16 protein-coding genes are annotated in these 16490 nt (G+C 73.3%); 9 read left to right on the top strand and 7 right to left on the bottom strand.

Annotation, left to right across the window (positions count from 1 at the left end):
• Positions 1-435 precede the first annotated feature (435 nt).
• The 7 genes from ACIQMJ_RS39300 to ACIQMJ_RS39270 all read left to right on the top strand — a co-directional run bounded on the left by ACIQMJ_RS39300 (position 436) and on the right by ACIQMJ_RS39270 (position 8719).
• Positions 436-1959 carry an RICIN domain-containing protein gene (locus tag ACIQMJ_RS39300; protein ID WP_499766108.1) on the top strand — a complete coding sequence of 508 codons (1524 nt, stop codon included), beginning with the start codon at positions 436-438 and terminating at the stop codon, positions 1957-1959.
• Positions 1960-2011: 52 nt separating this feature from the next.
• Complete coding sequence (locus ACIQMJ_RS39295) at positions 2012-3541, top strand: RICIN domain-containing protein (RefSeq protein ID WP_499766107.1); 1530 nt, start codon at positions 2012-2014, stop codon at positions 3539-3541.
• Position 3542: 1 nt separating this feature from the next.
• Positions 3543-4739 carry an RICIN domain-containing protein gene (locus tag ACIQMJ_RS39290; RefSeq protein ID WP_499766106.1) on the top strand — a complete coding sequence of 399 codons (1197 nt, stop codon included), beginning with the start codon at positions 3543-3545 and terminating at the stop codon, positions 4737-4739.
• A gap of 108 nt (positions 4740-4847) precedes the next feature.
• Complete coding sequence (locus ACIQMJ_RS39285; protein ID WP_499766105.1) at positions 4848-6179, top strand: cytochrome P450; 1332 nt, start codon at positions 4848-4850, stop codon at positions 6177-6179.
• A 4-nt stretch (positions 6180-6183) separates the two neighbouring features.
• Positions 6184-7266 carry a cattleyene synthase gene (locus ACIQMJ_RS39280; protein WP_499766104.1) on the top strand — a complete coding sequence of 361 codons (1083 nt, stop codon included), beginning with the start codon at positions 6184-6186 and terminating at the stop codon, positions 7264-7266.
• A 23-nt stretch (positions 7267-7289) separates the two neighbouring features.
• Entirely contained in the window at positions 7290-8510 is a 1221-nt protein-coding gene (locus ACIQMJ_RS39275; protein ID WP_499766103.1) for a phthiocerol/phthiodiolone dimycocerosyl transferase family protein, read from the top strand.
• Between the two features lie 32 nt (positions 8511-8542).
• Positions 8543-8719 carry a hypothetical protein gene (locus ACIQMJ_RS39270; protein WP_499766102.1) on the top strand — a complete coding sequence of 59 codons (177 nt, stop codon included), beginning with the start codon at positions 8543-8545 and terminating at the stop codon, positions 8717-8719.
• Here ACIQMJ_RS39270 and ACIQMJ_RS39265 read toward each other — a convergent pair.
• The 3 genes from ACIQMJ_RS39265 to ACIQMJ_RS39255 form a co-directional block, all read right to left on the bottom strand.
• Positions 8701-9435: a DUF6544 family protein gene (locus ACIQMJ_RS39265; protein ID WP_499766101.1), complete on the bottom strand. Its 735-nt coding sequence runs from the start codon at positions 9433-9435 to the stop codon at positions 8701-8703. The genes ACIQMJ_RS39270 and ACIQMJ_RS39265 overlap by 19 nt on opposite strands.
• 87 nt (positions 9436-9522) lie before the next feature.
• Positions 9523-10122 (bottom strand): DoxX family protein, encoded by a 600-nt coding sequence (locus ACIQMJ_RS39260; protein WP_499766100.1) that lies wholly within the window; start codon positions 10120-10122, stop codon positions 9523-9525.
• A gap of 118 nt (positions 10123-10240) precedes the next feature.
• The gene (locus ACIQMJ_RS39255; protein WP_499766099.1) at positions 10241-10771 is read right to left on the bottom strand and encodes a ricin-type beta-trefoil lectin domain protein; all 531 of its coding nucleotides are present in this window, start codon (positions 10769-10771) and stop codon (positions 10241-10243) included.
• A gap of 304 nt (positions 10772-11075) precedes the next feature.
• Here ACIQMJ_RS39255 and ACIQMJ_RS39250 point away from each other — a divergent pair, with 304 nt between their 5' ends.
• A complete protein-coding gene (locus ACIQMJ_RS39250) occupies positions 11076-11513 on the top strand; it encodes a hypothetical protein (RefSeq protein WP_499766098.1) in 438 nt (145 codons plus the stop codon).
• A 19-nt stretch (positions 11514-11532) separates the two neighbouring features.
• Here the strand turns inward: ACIQMJ_RS39250 and ACIQMJ_RS39245 are convergent, their stop codons facing one another.
• From ACIQMJ_RS39245 to ACIQMJ_RS39235, 3 genes are all read right to left on the bottom strand, one after another.
• Entirely contained in the window at positions 11533-12636 is a 1104-nt protein-coding gene (locus ACIQMJ_RS39245; RefSeq protein WP_499766097.1) for a winged helix DNA-binding domain-containing protein, read from the bottom strand.
• Positions 12633-13667 (bottom strand): aldo/keto reductase, encoded by a 1035-nt coding sequence (locus tag ACIQMJ_RS39240; RefSeq protein WP_499766096.1) that lies wholly within the window; start codon positions 13665-13667, stop codon positions 12633-12635. Before ACIQMJ_RS39240 ends, ACIQMJ_RS39245 begins: the two co-directional genes overlap by 4 nt.
• Before the next feature lie 75 nt (positions 13668-13742).
• Positions 13743-14165, bottom strand: coding sequence for a VOC family protein (locus tag ACIQMJ_RS39235; protein ID WP_499766095.1), 423 nt, complete (start codon positions 14163-14165; stop codon positions 13743-13745).
• Between the two features lie 95 nt (positions 14166-14260).
• On the opposite strand from ACIQMJ_RS39235, the gene ACIQMJ_RS39230 reads away from it, so the two are divergent.
• The gene (locus ACIQMJ_RS39230; protein ID WP_499766094.1) at positions 14261-15217 is read left to right on the top strand and encodes a helix-turn-helix transcriptional regulator; all 957 of its coding nucleotides are present in this window, start codon (positions 14261-14263) and stop codon (positions 15215-15217) included.
• 27 nt (positions 15218-15244) lie between these two features.
• Here the strand turns inward: ACIQMJ_RS39230 and ACIQMJ_RS39225 are convergent, their stop codons facing one another.
• Positions 15245-16456 (bottom strand): GNAT family N-acetyltransferase, encoded by a 1212-nt coding sequence (locus ACIQMJ_RS39225; protein WP_499766093.1) that lies wholly within the window; start codon positions 16454-16456, stop codon positions 15245-15247.
• Between the last annotated feature and the right edge of the window lie 34 nt (positions 16457-16490).

The raw sequence follows: 16490 nt of genomic DNA, 5'->3' as shown, positions 1-16490 counted from the left end.
TCAGCACGACCGCGCCGATGCCGGTACTGGCCAGCAAGGACATATCCCTCCCCATGTCGGGTCCCACTACACCCCATGCGCGTTCCACGCGCAGTGCCGGCATGCCCCGATCAGGTGTGGAAAGAGGTCGGAGCCGGTGTAGCTGACGGTGAAGGCGACGGGGTCCTCCGTTGTCGACGTCCTCACGCGGTGGGCCGGAATCACCGACATGGTCGAGGAGGAACGTATTGGCGGACGTCTCGCGAGTGGGCGCGGGCGGTTGTCGATTCCCTGTACGAGTGGTGTTCCGCGACGGCCTCGCCGGGGATCGCGACTGCACACTTTTGGGTTGACCGCCGGGTCCGGTCATTCCATTCCAGGTTGGGAATTGTGATCCTCGGTCGGGGTCCGCAATCGCCGGGTGGCCCGAGACCAGGGATGAGGAGGCATCACGCCATGCCCACCACCACACCGCTGTCCCCGTCCGACGTCGAGGTCGCGACCGATCCCGACTCGCCCGCGAGCCACCGGGAACCGGTCCAGGTGCACCTGCCCGCGAGCGGGACGATCCCGAAGATCGACGTCTACTTCCTCGTCGACAGCACGGGCAGCATGACCGCCATCATCGATGCCGTCCGCGCCCGCGTCGAGCACATCCTCGCCCGGCTCGTGACCGAGGCGGGCAGCGTCGGCGCCGACATCCGGTTCGGCGTCGGGAACTACCGGGACCTCGACTTCCCCCTCGCGCAGCGCTTCCAGCACCAGGTCTCGTTGACCTCGGACTCCTCGGTCGCCGCGGGCGGCATCCGGAGCTGGGGCGTCGCCGGCGGCACGACCACCGCCGAGGGCCAGTTCTACGCCCTGGACCACCTCGCCCAGGCGCCGGGCGGGTCGATCGGCTGGCGCGCCGACGCCAAGCGGATCGTCCTGTGGATCGGCGACGCGCCCGGCCACGACCCCATCTGCCAGGCCGTGTCCGGCTTGACCTACAACATCACCGAGCAGTCCGTGACCACCAAGCTGTGCGCCGAGGGCATCGTGGTGCTGGTGGTCAGCACCCCGTCGGGCGCGTCCGGACCCGGGCTGGACGTCGACCCGGCGCCGCTGTCCAGCGGAACGCCCTACACGGGCAACTGCGGCATCGGCGGCGCCGCTGGCCAGGGCAGCCGGATCGCCGCCGCGACCGGCGGAACCTACGCCGACGGCATCACGCCCGCGACGATCGTCCAGACCATCATCGACCTCGGCACCACGGGCATCAGCACGATCGGCAACGTCGCGCTCGTGCCGGACGCGGTGATCGCGCCGTTCGTGCGGGTCCACCCCGCGGGCTACGGGCCGTTCCCCGGCACGCAGGCCCGCACCCTGGACTTCGACCTGGAGTTCCCCAGCGCCAAGCCCGGCCCGGCGAGCACGACCACCCGGCAGCAGGTGGTCGAGGGCTCGGTCGACGTGGTCGTGGACGGCGTGACGACCGGCTCGGTCCGGGTGGCGGTCACGGTGCCGGACCTGACCGGCCGCTACAAGATCCGCTGCACCCTGAGCGAGCTCTACCTCCAGCTCGACGACCCGAACTGGAACGGCGACGGCGCCAACGTCGACCAGAACGACGACACCGGGCTCGACGCGCAGCAGTGGGAGCTGGTGCCGGTCAACGGCGGCGGCTACCGGATGAAGAACTGCGACCCGGCCCGCGACCGGTACCTGGAGGTGGTGGGCATGTCGACGGACAACGGCGCCGAGGTGCTGACCAGGGACGACCCCTCCGGCCCGCACAAGGAGTGGCTGTTCGTCCCGGCGGGCGTCGCGGCCGACGGCAGCCCGGTGTTCCGCATCCAGAACCTGCACTCCGGGCTGGTCCTCGACGTGCGCAACCAGAGCCTCGACCCCGACGCGCGGGTGTCGCAGCAGGGCTACTGGGGCGACTACCCGACCTACCGCGAGAAGCACAACCAGCACTGGGTCCTGGAGCGCGTCTGACCGACCGCTGCACGACGTCCCAGGCCGACGGCACCACCAGGAGGACTCCACCATGCCCAGCACCGCCCAGATCGACCCGGCGACCATCGATGTGGCCTCGAACCCGGACTCGCTCACCAGCCACCGGGAGCGGGTCGAGGTCCGGCTGCCCGGGAGCGGGGTGATCCCGAAGATCGACGTGTACTTCCTCGTCGACAGCACCGGCAGCATGGGCACGATCATCAGCGCGGTCAGCGCCCGCGTCGAGGACATCCTCAACCGGTTGGTGACGGCGGCGGCCGGCGTGGGCGCGGACGTCCACTTCGGAGTGGGCAACTACAAGGACATGGAAGACCCGCAGCCGGACCGGTTCCGGCACCAGGTACCGCTGGGTCCCGCCCCCGCCTCGGCCGCGGCGGGCATCCGCGCGTGGTCGGCCACGGGCGGCGGGAGCACCATCGCCGAGGGCCAGTTCTACGCGTTCGACCAGCTCGCGCAGCCGCCGGGCGGGTCGATCGGCTGGCGCGCCGACGCCAAGCGGATCGTCGTCTGGGTCGGTGACGCGCCCGGCCACGAGCCGATCTGCCAGGCCGTGTCGGGCCTGACCTACGACATCACCGAGCACTCGGCCACCGCCAAGCTCCAGGCGCAGGGCATCTTCGTGCTGGCCATCAGCACCGCCTCGGGTGGCGGGAACACCGGGCTCAACGCCGACCCGGTGCCCGTCTCCGGCGGCACCGTCTACCAGAGCATGTGCGGCGTCCTGGCGGGCACGGCGGGACAGGGCTCGCGCATCGCCGCCGCGACCGGCGGCACCTACCGGGACGGCATCGCGGCCGACGCCGTGGTCCAGACGATCATCGACCTCGGCACCGCGGGCATCACCACCCTGAGCAACGTCAACCTGGTGCCGGACCGGGCGCTCGAACCGTTCGTCACCGTCCACCCGGCCGGCGGCTTCGGCCCCTTCACCGGCGCCGCGCCCTCCACCTTGGACTTCGAGCTGGAGTTTCCCGCCGCCACGGCGCCCGCCGGCACACCGGTGACCCGCGAGATGGCGACGCACGGCGAGGTCGACGTGATCGTGGACGGCGTGAAGACCGGCTCGACCACCGTGAAGATCGTCGTGCCGGACCTGTCGGGGAAGTACAAGATCCAGAGCACGCTCAGCGACCTCTACCTGCAACTGGACGACCCGAACTGGACCGGCGACGGCGGCAACGTCGACCAGAACGACTACACCGGTTCGCAGGCGCAGCACTGGGAGCTCATCCCGGTGCCGGGTGGTGGCTACCGCATCAAGAACCTCGACCCGGCCCGCGACCGCTACCTGGAGGTGGTGGGCATGTCCTCCGCCGACGGCGCCGAGATCCTCACCCGGGAAGACCCCAGCGGTCCGCACAAGGAGTGGTTGCTGTTCCCCGCGGGCTCCGCCGCGGCCGGCCCGGTGTTCCGCATCCAGAACCTGCACACCGGCAAGGTCCTCGACATCCAGGGCGGCAGCACGCAGCGCGACGCGCCGGTGTTCCAGTACTTCTACTGGGGCGACTACCCCACCTACCAGGAGCGGCACAACCAGCACTGGCGGCTGGAGCGCGTCTGACATGCCCGTCCCGCCCGACGCCCCGCTCACCGTGGTCAACACCGCCAGCGGCAAGGCGCTCGTCGCCGACGGCCGGCGCGTCCGCCAGGGCTGGCCCGACCCGGACGACCCGGCGCAGCACTGGCGGCTGACCCCCGTGCCCGCCGCGCGGCACACCGTCGTGGTGCGCAACGCCGCCACCGGCGCGCTGCTGTCGGTGGCGGGCGCCGCCGGTCACAACGGCGCCGAGGTCGTGCTGGAGGACGCCAGCGCGGGGCAGCGGCACCAGCACTGGCGACTGGTGCCGCTGCGCTCCGGCGAGCACGCCCTGGCCAACCTCGCCAGCGGCAGGTACCTGGACCTGTGGAACGCCGACACCGGCCACGAACCCCGGCTCGCCCAGCACGACTTCTGGCACGGCCCCCAGCAGCGCTGGTCGCTGCGACCGGTCGCCCGCCCGCGCGGGACCAGGGCCGTGCTCACCCTCATCCGCGACGAACCGGACTTCTTCCCCCGCTGGCTGGACTACTACTCCCGCTTCTTCGCCCCGGAAGACATCCACGTCCTGCACCACCAACCGCCGCCCGACCTCGAACCCGACGACCGGTTCGTGCGCACCCCCGTGCACCACGAGGAGTTCAGCAGCGACTGGCACCGCGACGTCGTGCAGCGGCACCAGCACGACCTGGTCGACCGGTACGACGTCGTGCTCAGCACGGACGTCGACGAGATCGTGGCCCCCGACCCGCGCTTCTGCGACCTGGGCGCCTACCTCGACCGGTTCGACCGGGACTTCGTCAACTGCACCGGCTACGAGGTCCTGCACCTGCACGACCGCGAACCGCCGCTGGACCCCGCGCGCGGCGTCCTCGCCCAGCGCTCCACCTGGTTCGCCAATCCCCTGTACTCCAAACCCCTGCTCGCAACGGTGCCCATGACCTGGCGCGGCGGCTTCCACGAGCGCGCCGACCACGCCACCGACCACGACCCGAACCTCTACCTGATCCACCTGCACCGCATGGACTACGACACCTGCCACCGCCGGCACCGCGCGCGGGCGACCCACAAGACCGCCCAGGACGACATCGACCACCGCCGCGGCTACCAGAACCGCATCGTCGAACCGAGCGAGTTCCGGGAGTGGTTCTACCGGGACCGGGTCAACGGCGAGCCGATCCACCCCGAACCCGTGCCCGAGCACTGGCACGCCGTCGTGTAGGGCTGGGCGGTGACCTGGATGCCGGGCGGCCGAACGCGTGGTCCCGGAGTGCCGGGGTGGTCGCGGGCCGTCATCGTGGTCTTGCGCGAGCACATCGCTGGAGGTCCGATGAACCGCACCGCGGCGGTGGCGCCGGGAGCGCTGCCGGTTATCGGTCACGCGTGGCCGATGATGCGCGACCCGTTGCGGTTCATGGGGTCGCTGTCCGCGCTCGGCGACCTGGTCCAGGTGCGGTTGGGGCCGGTGCGGGCCTACGTGCCGTGCCACCCGGACCTGGTGTGGCAGGTGCTGACCGACGACCGGGTGTTCGACAAGGGCGGCCCGTTCTTCGACCGGGTGCGCGCCACGATCGGCAACGGCGTCGGCAGTTGCGCGCACGCCGAGCACCGCAGGCAGCGGCGGTTGATCCAGCCCGCGTTCCACCGCGCGCGGCTGGAGCGCTACGGGGAGGTCATGGAGGAGGAGTCCTCGGCGCTGACGTCGGCGTGGCGGGACGGGCAGGTCGTCGACGTCTACCCGGCGTTGTTCGGCGCGGCGTTGCGCACGGTGCTGCGGTGCCTGTTCACCACCCGTGCCGACGACGGCGCGGTGGACCGGGTGCGGCGATCGGTGGAGACGGTGCTGCAGCAGGTCACCGCGCGGATGTTCGTGCCCGGGGTGGTGCAACGGCTGCCGGTGGCCGTCAACCGCCGGTTCGACCGGGCGTTGGCCGACCTGCGGCGTGACATCGACGCCCTGGTCGCCGACTACCGCCGCGGTGACGGTGATCGGGGCGACCTGCTGTCCTCGCTGCTGGCCGCCCGCGACGAGGACGGGCACGGCAGGCTGGACGACGCGGAGGTCGGCGACCAGGTGCTGACCATGCTGGTCGCCGGGTCCGACAGCGTGGCCGCGACGGTGTCGTGGGCGCTGCACCTGCTCGACCGGAACCCGGAGGTGGCGCGACGGCTGCGCGCGGAGGTCGACGAGGTGCTGGGCGGCGGACCGGCCCGCGCCGCCGACCTGCCGCGCCTGGCGTGCACCGGGCGCGTGGTCACCGAGGCGTTGCGCCTGTACCCGCCGGGGTGGCTGTTCACCCGGATCACCACCGAGGCGGTCGAGCTGGGCGGGCACCGGCTGCCCGTCGGCACGACGGTGGCGTTCTGCCCGCCCGCGGTGCACCTGCGGGCCGAGGTGCACGACCGGCCGCGGGCGTTCGACCCGGACCGGTGGCTGCCGGAGCGGGCGCGGGAACTGCCACGCGGTGCGTTCGTCACGTTCGGCGGTGGTGCCCGCAAGTGCGCGGGGGAGGCGTTCGGGCTGGCCGAGAGCAGCTTGCTGCTGGCCACGGTGGTGAGCCGGTGGCGGTTGCGCGGCGCTCGCGGCAGCGACGTCCGGCCGGTGGCGCTGTCCACCGCCCTGCGCCCGCGCCGCCTGCTGCTCGAAGTGCGCGGGCGGTGAACCCGTGCCGGGGGAGGTGACGGTCGAGCTGCCGCCGCGCTTCTGCCCGCTGCCCGCCGTGCGGCACCCGGAGGAGGCCGTGCTGGCGCGGCGGACCGCCGAGTGGATCACCGGTTTCGGGTTGGCGCTGTCGCCGCGGCAGCTGGACCGCATGCGCGGCAACGACTGCCCCGGCTTCTACGGCCGGATCATGCCGCACGCGCCCACCGATCGGCTCCAACTGGCGGTGGACTGGTGCACGGTGATGTTCCACTTCGACGACGTCTACTGCGACGAGGGCACATCCGGCCGGGCACTCGGTTCGTTCACCGAGCCGGCTACCAAGATCGCCCGCGTGCTCGAGGTGCCCGGCACGGTTGCGGACGGCCCCGGGGACGCGCTGCTCGCGCCCGTGCGCGACCTCGCGCGGCGGGCCGGGCGATGGGCGACCCCGACCCAGGTCCGGCGCTGCGCGGACGCGCACCGCGCCTGGTTCCTGGCCGTGCTCTGGGAGATCGCCCACCGCACCGCGGACAGCACACCCGCGCTCGACGACTACGCCCACCTGCGCCACCACACGGCCGCGGGGACCGCGACCCTGTCCTGGGCCGAGATCATCGACGGGGAGGAGATCCCCGAGCGGGAGCTGTCCGCACCGGCCGTGCGCGCCCTGACCGAGCTGGCCCTGACCACCGCCGCGTTCGACGACGACCTGTTCTCCTACGGCAAGGAGCTCTGGATCGCCCGAGCCGAAGGCACACCGCCCTCGGGGCTGTGCCTGGTGGAGATCCTGCGCCGCGAGCACCACCTCAGCCGGCAGGACGCCCTCGGCCGAGCGGTCGAGCTGTGCGACCGGCTGACGTTCCGGTTCACGGAATTGCGCGACCAGGTCCTACGGCGGGCGAGCACACCCCTGCGCGCGTACGTGGACCACCTGACCTGCCTGTTACCCGGCAACCTCGAATGGGGCCTGCGCGCCGACCGCTACCGCAACCCCGACGGCCGCCACCCCGCGGCCGTCACCACGCTCGCCGCGACCACCACGACCCCGCCCACCGACACCTCACCGCCGCCCATCCCGTCCATCCGCTGGTGGTGGGACACCTGACCCGGCACCCCGGAGGTACCCCGATGAGACCCGGCCGCCCCCTGTCCGCCCTGGAGGAGTTCGTGGCGCGCACCGGTACGCCGGTGGTCCTCGGCGCCACCGTCCGCGGACCCCTCGACACCCGGGCCCTGAGCCGCGCCGTGCAGCGGCTGTGCGACCACCACCCCCTGCTCGGCTTCCGCATCACCCGTGACGGGCGCCGACATCGGCTGACACCCGCCCCCGACGAGCCACCGCCCGAGCTGCGGCACGTGCGCGGACCCGAACCGCTCGACGGGCCCTTCGCCGCCGGCGACCCGTTGCTGCGCGTCACCCTCGAGCGTCAACCGGACGGCGCCCACCGGCTGGTCGTGGCGATCCACCACGCGATCAGCGACGGCGTGTCCGCCCTGTCCCTGGTGTCCCTGCTGTGGCAGACCTACACCGCGCTCGTCACCGGGGGTCCGGAGCCGAGCCCGCCGTCCGAGCGAGCCGTGCACCCCGCCACCGACGACCTGCCGGCCCACCGCCACCCGCCGCTCGCGGTCGCCGCGTGGCTCGCCGGCCAGGCTTTCCGCATGGCCGTGCACCCCGCCGCCCGACTGCCCCTCCACCGACCCGGTTCCCCGCCCGAACCCGGCGCCCACCTGCACACCGTCGAACTGACCGAAGCCCGAGCGCACCGGCTCCACCGCACGGCCCGGCAGCACAGGACAACGTCGACCGCGTTGCTGTGCGCGACCATTCTGCTCGCCGCCCGCACCCGGACGCCGCCGAACCGCCGGGGCGTGTCCCTCGGCGTCACGATCGGCCTGCGGCCCTGCACCACGCCGCCCATCCCCGCGCACCGGCTCGTCACCGCCACGTCGTTCGTCCCCGTCACCGCCCGGGTCGACGCCGACACCACCCCGGCCGCGCTCGGCCACGTCATCGACCGCCGGTTCGCCTCGGCCCGCGGGACCGCCCACGCCGAACGGCAGGCCGTGGCCCTCCGCTACCTGCTCCACGCGCCGACACCCATCCCGTTCACCATGATGCTGACGAACATGGCCACCCACCGCTTCCGCTCGACGCTGCCACCGGGCGTCGAGCTGACCGGGGCGTTCGGCTACGCCCCACCACCGGGCCCGGTCCCGGCCGTGTTCGTCACCCGCGTCGACCGCACCCTCGCACTGCACCTGGCCACACCGCGGGCGTGGTTCGACGCCGACCAAGCCGCCGGCCTTGCCCACGCGCTGACGACGCAGCTCGCCACCGTGACCTGACGGAGATACTGGGAGGCACGCTGGAAGTCCGCGTGCTGGGGATCATCGGCAAGGGCGTCCTGGAACTGGTCGGTGACGACGTCGAGGCCGTCTGCGACAACCTGATCCGGGGCTCGCGCACGTGTGTGAACCTCCACCAGGACGCCCTCGGCGGGGAAGCCGGGTCGAACGACCTCCTGGCCGGCGGCGGTCAAGGCGTTGTGCGGTAGGTGATGTCGGCGTTGGTGAAGTCGAACTGGGCGTAGGCGAACGGTCCGTCGGGCAGGTGCCAGACCGCGGTGCCGCGACGGGGGCGCATGCGGCCCGCGACCAGGCACCAGCCGTCGACCGGGGTCGACCAGCGGGTCCGGGCCAGGCCGGTGGGCAGGTCCGCCCAGCGGTCCTCGGTGGTGAACTCGCGGGGCGCGCCCCGGTCGTCCACGGTGACCCGGGCGGTGACCGCGTTGTCGTGGTCGGTCAGGGTGAGGTCGAAGGCGTGCCCGTCGACGGCGGTCCACTCGACCGGGAGCCGGAGCAGCATCGACGGTGCGAGCAGGACCGCGTCGTCGAGGAACGTGACGAGTTCGCCGAGGTCGAACTCGCGGCCCCGTCCGTCGGCGACCGGGAGCACCCCGAGGGCGGTGGCGTGCATCCGGCCGTGGCCGTGCTCGTAGACGTCCTCCGCCCGCACCGGGACCAGGTGGGCGAGCTTGAGCCGCATGCGGAAGTCGCGGGTCAGGGTGGTGGCGTCGTTGCGCTGCTCGGTCGTGCAGGCGATCCACCTCCGGTCGGGGCGCAGGCGGAAGAAGCCGTGCGCGGCGGCGTGGAACGACACGTCGGCCGGCCGGCCGAGGACCCGGGCGAACCGCAGGTAGCGCTGCGCCGGCTCGGGCAGGTGGGCGAGGTCGTCCGCGGTGACGGGGTCGGCGTGCATCGTCGTGGTCATGGGGTGCCTCCGGTCGCGGGGTGGGTGGTTGTGACGAGGGCCCGGCTGGGCGGGCGGACCCTCGGGACCCGCCCGCTCCGGTCCGCGTCACCGCAGCCAGGCGTGGTCGCGGACGACCGGCAGGGTCGCCCACCGGCGGCCGAGGCTCCACTTGGTGGCGCCGGTGAGGGCGACGGCGATCAGCGCGACGGCGTAGACGACGTGGTAGTCGACGATCGGGTTGGTCGACATGCTGGGCTCGCCGGCCGAGGTGACCTGGGCCGGCGGCCATTCGGCGGCCCACATCATCAGCATCATGACGGTTCCGGCGACCGCGGCCAGGCGCAGGCCGACGCCTGCCACGACGGCGAGTCCGATGGCGAGCAGGCCGAGCATGAACAGCCCGTCCGCCCACCAGGCGCCGGCCCAGGCGTGGAAGGTCGACTCGAACGGGCCGACCGCGACGTGGCCGAGGAAGCCCTTGGTGGGCGATCCGCCGTTGATCCACGCGTTGGCCGACCGGGTGGCGTACCCGAGCCCGAAGAGCTTGTCGAAGAACGCCCACAGGAACACGAACCCGGTCGTGATCCGCAGGACCGCGAGCGCGATGGCGCCGGCGTCGGCACGGGCCGCCGTCGTCGTGGTCGAGCGGGTCGTGGCACCGGTGGTGGGCCTCGCCGCGGCACCGGGGTGGCTGAACGCTGTCATGGTCGCTGTCCTCCTGGTCTCGTCTTCGACCAGAGCTTCGCGTCCGGCGGTGGTCGGGCGACGCGGGCGAAGGTCCCCGACCGACCGGGACGTTCAGCGGCGGGACGGCGGGCGGACGTCACTCGTGCCAGGTCAGCTGCCACTCCTGCGCGCCGTACGGCTTGGGTTGCTGGAGGTCGACGTAGGGCGGGTGGATCAGCAGGGGCGACTGGTCGAGTCGCAGCTCGCCGTCGGGCAGCGGGGCCGAGATGACCACGCGGTCAGCCTGCGAGCTGATCCGCACCTGCCACTCGAACGGGTGAGTGTCGACGAGGACGAGCTGGTGCGGCCTCACCTCGGCGGCGGGCGCCAGGTAGAGGCCGCTGCGCAGGTTCCGGATGGTGCACGTGCCGGCACCGCCGGAGTCGACGGCCCACTCCTGGTAGCCGGGCCCGCCGAGCGGCGGCCGGAGCACGACCGGCGTGCCCGGGGCACCGGACTCGTCGGTGAGCAGGGCGTTCTCGTCACCGTAGAACGCGGCGCCGTAGACGCCGTCGTGCACCGCGCAGGACGGCGCCGCCCCGGCCGAGGGTGTGGCGGTCGACGCCGTCACCGTGCCGAGCGCGGCGAGGCACGCGGCGACGGCCGAGGCGGCACGTCGGAGGTCCATCATGGTCCGTCCCCTTTCCCGAGCCGCGGAACGCTTCCGGGCATACCGCCATCGTGCGGCCGCGCCACTCCACCGAACGGCCACAGTGCCTCCACGAACGAGCGAATCCGTCCACAACGGACCGTGACCGCGCTGCTCCACTCCGGTCCGTGACCGGCACCGCCGAGGTGGATCGGCCCGCGCCGCGTTCGCCGGACCGTTCGACGTGCTCCACCATTCCGTGGGCATGTGTCGGTACCGGACGGTCGCCCGACCGGGCCGAGAACCCGGCGAAGCGCGGCCCGCCACGACCCGGGGACGGTGGATGAGCACGACGACGCGGCTGCGCCTGGGCCTGGCACTGCTGGTGCTGTGGCAGACCGGACCCGCGCTGTGGGCGGCGGTGTCACCGGCCGGGTTCTTCTCCACCTTCCCGACCCCGTCCCACGCCTGGGTGCGCCTGCTGCCGCCCTACAACGAACACCTCGTGCGGGACTTCGGGCTGGCCCTGCTCCAGTTCACCCCCGTCGCCGCGGTCTGCGTCGGGCGGCCGGAGCCGGTGTTCGTCCGGGCGGTCCTGATCGGCTCGCTGCTGTTCAGCGTGCCGCACCTGATCTACCACGAGCTGCACGTGGTCCGCGTGGACGACCTTGTCTGGCAACGGCTGTCACTGGGGTTCCCCGTCGCCCTGGCCGCGTACCTGCTGTACCTGACCAAACCGCCCCGGCGGCCCGACGAGGCGCACGACCCGCGGCGCCCGTGACCGAAACGGGCACGGGAGCTCATCGCGCGACGTCCACGCGGTCGCTGTCGGTCAGGAACGCGGCGAGGGCCCGGCCTTCCTCGACGACGGCGGTGTGCTCGGTTCGGGTGAGGGGGCGCAGCGGGGTGACGGTCACCCCGGCCCCGGCCCCGGCCCCGGCCGCGGCGGTGGTCCAGGTGGCGGTGACCCGGCCGTCGACCAGGACGACGCGCGCGCCGGCGACCGACAGACCCCGGTGGGCGTGGTCGATGATCCGGGTGCGGTCGTGGTAGCCGAGGATCGCGTTGTCGAACGCGGGCAGGAAGCGCACCGGAGCGGGTGTGTCGGGGGAGGGGCGTGGCGCGTCCGGCAGGTCCAGCAGTTCGCGGCCGTGGTCGTCGCGGAACGTGAGCAGCTTCGCACGGGCGGCGGCCACGGCGCGGGGCAGGCCGGCGAGGCCGGACCAGGAGCGCAGGTCGGCCGTGGTGGCCGGGCCGAACGCGGCCAGGTAGCGCAGCACCAGCGCCTCGCCGACCGGGTCCGAGCCGTCAGGAGCCGGGGGAGGGACCTCCCGGCCCAACCACGAGGACATCAGCGCGGTGCGGGCGCCGCCCTTCCGGCGCCACAACCCGCGTGGTGGCAGTTGGACGGTCGGCAGGAGGGCGGCGACCACCATCTCGCCCAGTGCCCGCGGTCCGACCGACGGCCACCGCGGAGCGAGCGCCCGGCCGAGCTCGGGCATGGTGCGGGGCTCGCCGTCGGCCATCACGTCCCGCGCCGCCGTCGCCAGCGCGTCGAGGTCCACGCCGTCGAACTCGCGGCGGTACACGCCGAGGACGCGTTGGCGCAGCATGGGTTCGTGGCGGGCGCGCCACGCCAGCGCGTCGTCGGCGGTGACGAGGTGGACCGTGCGGCGCATCAGGTGGGTGCGCACCACGCGCCGCCCGGTCAGCAGGTCGTCCAGCTCGGTCGGGTCGAACGCGCGCAGCCGTGACCACAGGCCGACGAACGGTTCCTGCGGCTCCTGGGCCTGCGAGCCGCACAGGTGCGCCACCGCGTCCGACACCGGCACGTCGGCGCGGTCGAGCAGGAACTGCCGGGCGAGCGTCGCGCGGTTGAGCGACCGGGAGTCGAGCACCGTCATGACGCCGCCCGCTCCGCGGCCGGACGACGGCGCAGCGCCACGTTGTCGACAGCGGGCGGCACGTAGGACACGTCGAGCGGGCCGAGGTCGGTGCCCGGCGGCACGATGCGGTCGATCCGGTCCAGGACCTCGTCGTCCAGGGTGACCGACGCGCCGGCCAGCAGGTCGTCCAGCTGCTCGATCGTGCGCGGGCCGATGATGGCCGACGTGACGTCGGGGTGGGCAATGGCGAACGCGATCGCCAGGTGCGTCAACGACAGGCCGGCCGACTCGGCCACGGGGATCAGCCCCTCCACGGCGTCCAGTTTGCGCTCGTCGGTCAGGTGCTTCGGCACCCAGCGCATCCGCCGCGGGTTGTCCACCGGCTCGCCCTTGCGGTAGCGGCCGGTGAGCAGTCCCATCGCCAGCGGGCTCCACACCAGCACGCCCATGCCGTGCCGCCGGCAGGTGGGCAGGACCTCGCGCTCGATGCCGCGGTTCAGGACGGAGTAGGTGGGCTGCTCGGTGCGCATGCGCTGCAACCCGCGCCGTTCGGCGACCCACTGCGCCTCGACGATCTCCGACGCCGGGACGTTGGACGCCCCGATCGCGCGGACCTTGCCGCTGCGCACGAGGTCGGTCAGCGCGGACAGCGTCTCCTCGACGTCGGTGCCCGGGTCGGGGTGGTGGACCTGGTAGAGGTCGATGTGGTCGGTCCGCAAGCGCCGCAGCGAGTGCTCCACGGCGGTCGTGATCCACCGGCGCGAGCTGCCGCGGCGGTTCACGTCGTCCCCCATCGGACCGTTGACCTTGGTGGCGAGCACGACGTCGTCCCGTCGACCGCGCAGCGCGGCGCCCACGATCTCCTCGGACGCGCCGTGCGGCCCGTACACGTCGGCGGTGTCGATGAAGTTGATGCCCGCGTCCAGCGCGCGGTGGACGATCCGGACGCAGTCGTCGGGGTCGGCGTTCGCCGCCGGGCCGAACATCATCGTGCCGAGGCAGTAGGGGCTGACGTGGATCCCGGTGCGGCCGAGCGGTCGCATCCTCATGGTGGCGGTGTCCTGTCGCGAGTCGAAGGGTGGGGGTGGGCGACCCGTGCCGCCCACCCCGGAGAGAGGGGTGCGTCAGGCGGTGTGCCCGGCGACGACGTCGAGGACCCAGACGACGCCGAACCGGTCGCGCAGCATGCCGTAGGCGGGAGCCCAGCCGGCCGGGCCCAGCGGGACCACGACGGTCGCGCCGTCGCCGAGCCGCTCCCAGTAGCCGGTGACCTCCTCGGCGGTCTCGCCGCGCACGGACACGAAGAACGAGTTCTGGCCCGGGTCGTAACCCATCCGCGACGGCACGTCGTAGGCCATCACGTGGAAGCCGTTCCCGGCGAGCACCTGGCCCCACATGACCCGGTCGGCCTCGGAGTCGACCTGGACGTTCCCGGCGTCGGCGTAGGTGACGACGGCGAGGTCCCCGCCGAAGACGGATCGGTAGAACTCCAGCGCCGCGCGGGCGTCACCGCGGAAGTTCAGGTGGGTGGTGGTCGTGACGGACAAGGAGTGCTCCTCTGTCGACTTGGTGCCTGACGTGGACCACTCTCGCAGCGGTAGTGGACAGGATGTGTCCTCTTCTGTCCGGCACAATGGCCGACATGCCGAAGACCTCAGCACGACTGCTGTCGTTGCTGTCGCTGTTGCAGGCGCGCCGGGACTGGCCGGGGGCGCTGCTGGCCGAGCGGCTGGAGGTCAGCCCGCGCACGGTGCGGCGCGACGTCGACCGCCTGCGCGAGCTGGGCTACCCCATCGTGACCACCAAGGGGCCGGACGGCGGCTACCGGCTGGGTGCGGGCACGCAACTGCCGCCGCTGCTGTTCGACGACGAGCAGGCCGTCGCCCTGTCCGTGGCGCTCCGCACCGCCACCACGTCCGGCGCGGGCATCGCGGAGGCCGCGGCACGGGCGCTGAACACCGTCCGGCAGGTCATGCCCGCACGGCTGCGCCACCGCATCGACACGTTCCAGGTCACCCCGGTGGAGCGGACGCCCGCGCCGCGGGTGGACAGCGGCGTGCTGATGGCGCTCAGCGCCGCAGTGCACGCGCGCGAGGTGCTGCGCTTCGACTACGGCTCCGGCGACCCCGCGGCGACGCCACCGCGCCGAGCCGAGCCGCACCACCTCGTCACCCGGGGCGGTCGCTGGTACCTCGTCGCCTGGGACCTCGACCGCGACCACTGGCGCACGTTCCGCGCCGACCGGATCACCCCGCGCACGCCCACCGGCCCCCGGTTCACGACGCGCGAGGTGCCCGGTGGGGACGTGGCGGCGTTCGTCGCCGGCAGGTTCTCCGGCTCCGACGACTCGGGCGGCTGGCCGTGCCGCGGCGAGGTGGTCCTCGACCTGCCGGCCGCCGACGTGTCACCGTTCGCCGAGGACGGCGTGGTCGAGGAGCTCGGCCCGGACCGCTGCCGCCTCACGGTGGGCTCGTGGTCGTGGCACGCCCTGGCCGCGGGCCTGGGCCGGTTCGACGCGGCCATCGAGGTGGTCGGGCCGGCCGAGCTGAAGGACGCGTTCGCCCACCTCGCCCGGCGTTGTGCCGAAGCGGCGGGGTGAGGTGGGCGGGTCGGCGCGACCGTGCCGTCAGAACCAGTGCAGGCAGTGCGGTGCGCGCTCGGTGCGGAACAGGGCGTCGGCGAGCGCCGCGGCGGCCGGGTGGTGGGCCTTGATGTGCCCGGCGCGCACGAGGGCGCTCGGAGCCGTGCCGCCGAGGTAGACCGAACCCAGGTCGCGCACGTCGACCGACAGGTCCGGCTCGCGGTCGGTCGGCACGCACCGGGCCTCGCCGTCGCGGACGGTCAGCCGGTAGCGGCCTCGTTCCCCGAGGAACGGGTCGCCGACGTCCAGCACCAGCTCGCCGTCGGCGGACCAACCGCGCGCGGTCAGCGCGCCGGGGACGTCCAGCAGCCGCACCCACAGCCAGTCGGTGTCGTTCCCGACCTCGGCGGCGCGGAAGTCCGCGAACTGCCACCGCAGCGGGTGGTCGGGCGGGACGTGCTTGAGCACCACCTTCCCCACCAGGTCGTGGCCGAGCACGAGCCGGGCGAGGGCGGTGAACACGGCGTCGTCGGTCGCGATCGTCTCGTCCACGGTCAAGGTGTCGCCGTCCAGCGAGTAGCTGGCGTACCCGTCCGGCACGCCGTCCGCGTCGCGGTGCACGGCGACGTAACGCGGTGCCGGCGAGATCGGCGGCTGCCCCGCGCCCCGCTCCCACCAGCGGTGGGGACGCGACAGCGCGCCGGGCTGCGCCCGCCGGTACCGGTCGTAGACCTGTTCCAGCAGCTCGCCGCACTCCTCCCGCCGCACCACCTCGGCCGAATCCGAACCCAGGCCCGTGCCGTCGGCTCTCGGGACGGCGAGCGCGCCTTGGTGCCGCTGCACCGTCAGCCGCCGCGTGTAGGTCGCCGGCCCGTAGCCGAACCGGCCGTAGATCGTGGCCTCCGAGGCCAGCAGCACGGACAGGAACTCGCCGCGATCCCGCAGCTCGGCCAGCTGGTGCCGCATCATCGCGCTGAGCACGCCCTGTCTCCGGTGCGTGGGCACCACGCCGACGGCGCTCACCCCGGAGGTCGGCACGACGACAGCACCGGGCAGGGTCAGCTCGAACGAGTACGCGGCGGCGGTGCCGACGGGCCGCCCGTCCGCCGTCACCGCGAGCAGCCCGCGGTCCGGCTCCAGCGCCGACCACCAGGTGCCGCGGCCGTCGGCCGTCGTCTGCGGGAAGCGCCCGAACGCGGTGTGGAGCGTGTCGATGAAGACGCCGTGGTCCTCGTCGGTGGTGGAACGGATCTCCATCGCTGCCTTTCCCGGACGCGGGCGCCACACCGTG

The organism is Actinosynnema sp. NPDC091369, assembly GCF_044757065.1.
GTDB lineage: Bacteria > Actinomycetota > Actinomycetes > Mycobacteriales > Pseudonocardiaceae > Actinosynnema.
The sequence above is the reverse complement of the archived record's forward strand: the minus strand, read 5'-3'. Positions and strand labels throughout refer to the sequence as shown.